Genomic DNA, 1,338 nt, shown 5'->3' with positions numbered 1-1,338 from the left:
CCGCAGGGCCGAGCCGGTCGACTGGCTCGCCGGCGACCTTCCCGGCGCCGTGGCGCGGCTCGAGGCGGCGATGATCGCGGCGGCCCTGGAGGCGTCCGGCGGCAACCGCACCGCGGCGGCCCGGCGCGTCGGCATCCAGCGCCAGCTGCTCTACGCCAAGATCGAGCGCTACGGCCTCGGCGCGCCGGCCGACGGCGCGCGCCTGTCCGATCTCACGACGGTCGCTGTCGCGAATCCGGACGATCAAGCTTGACCGTTGCCGAGGCAACCATCTGATCCGTAAGCGTTTTGTCGATGGCACGGACGGTGCCATGGCCTTCCCGTGATCCGATCGGGACAGGGAGGCGTCGTGCGGCATCGGAAGACGGCTCTCCTCCCGGCCATCGCGGCGCTCGCCCTCTCGGCAGCGAGCGCCGCGGCGCAGACGGCGTTCGATCCCGCCAGCCTGCCCGAGACACGCGGAACGGTGCGGCAGTACACGCTGACGCCACGCGGCGACATCGACGGCCTGATCCTCACCGACGGCACCGAGGTGAAGGCGCCGCCCCATCTCAGCGTGCAGCTGGCCTTCGCGGTGCGCCCCGGGGATGCCGTCACCATCCACGGACTGAAGGCCCGCGCGCTGCCGCTGGTCGACGGCACGATGATCCGCAACGACGCGACCGGGGCGACGGTGATCGACCTCGGGCCGCCCGGGCGCGACCGCAGCGAGACGACGGTGACCGGGCGCGTGGCCATGCCGCTGCACGGCAAGCGCGGCGAGATCAACGGGGTGCTGCTCGCGGACGGCACGCAGGTGCGGATGCCGCCGCGCGAGGCCGAACGCTGGAACGCCGAGCTCCGGGCCGGGCGCGCCCTGACCGTCCGAGGGGTTCTCGCCCGCAGCGCGCTGGGCACCGTGATCGAGGCGCACGCCATCGCCGCCGCCACCGGCGCGATGACCGAGATCGATCCGGGGCGGCCCCCGCCGCCGGACGCCACTCCGCCGCCACCGGACGCCGCGCCGCCGCGCTGACCGACCCACCACCCCTCAGAGAGACGATCATGACGACGACGAACGCCATCGGAACCGTCTGGGCCATCTTCGGGCACCGCTTCGCCATCGAAGGCGCCGACGGGCGACACCTCGCCGACCTCGGGCCGAAGGGGGCCGAGGGCATCGCGCTCCGCGTCGGCGATGCCGTGACGGTGGAGGGCGAGCGCAAGCCGTCGGAGATCAAGGTCGCGCGCCTCACCGCCGCCGACGGCACGGTGCACGCGGTGACGTGGCCGGCGAAGGCTGCGGGTTCGGACGCGGATCCGGCCGCCGCGATCGCCGCCGCGGAGGCCGCCGGCTAC

At 74.4% G+C, this 1,338-nt stretch carries 2 protein-coding genes and 1 pseudogene; all 3 read left to right on the top strand.

The window, feature by feature from the left end; translation table 11 throughout:
- On the top strand, positions 1-253 hold a 253-nt coding region (locus tag FV230_RS28340), incomplete at its 5' end, for a helix-turn-helix domain-containing protein (RefSeq protein ID WP_281408345.1).
- 96 nt (positions 254-349) lie between these two features.
- Positions 350-1,015 (top strand): hypothetical protein, encoded by a 666-nt coding sequence (locus tag FV230_RS28335; RefSeq protein WP_147844723.1) that lies wholly within the window; start codon positions 350-352, stop codon positions 1,013-1,015.
- Positions 1,016-1,044: 29 nt separating this feature from the next.
- A pseudogene (locus FV230_RS28330) lies at positions 1,045-1,338 on the top strand (hypothetical protein); the annotation flags it as partial.

Source organism: Methylobacterium sp. WL6 (assembly GCF_008040095.1).
In the GTDB taxonomy this organism is placed as follows: domain Bacteria; phylum Pseudomonadota; class Alphaproteobacteria; order Rhizobiales; family Beijerinckiaceae; genus Methylobacterium.
Note: the sequence above shows the minus strand (reverse complement) of the source record. Positions and strands in the feature narration are given on the sequence as shown.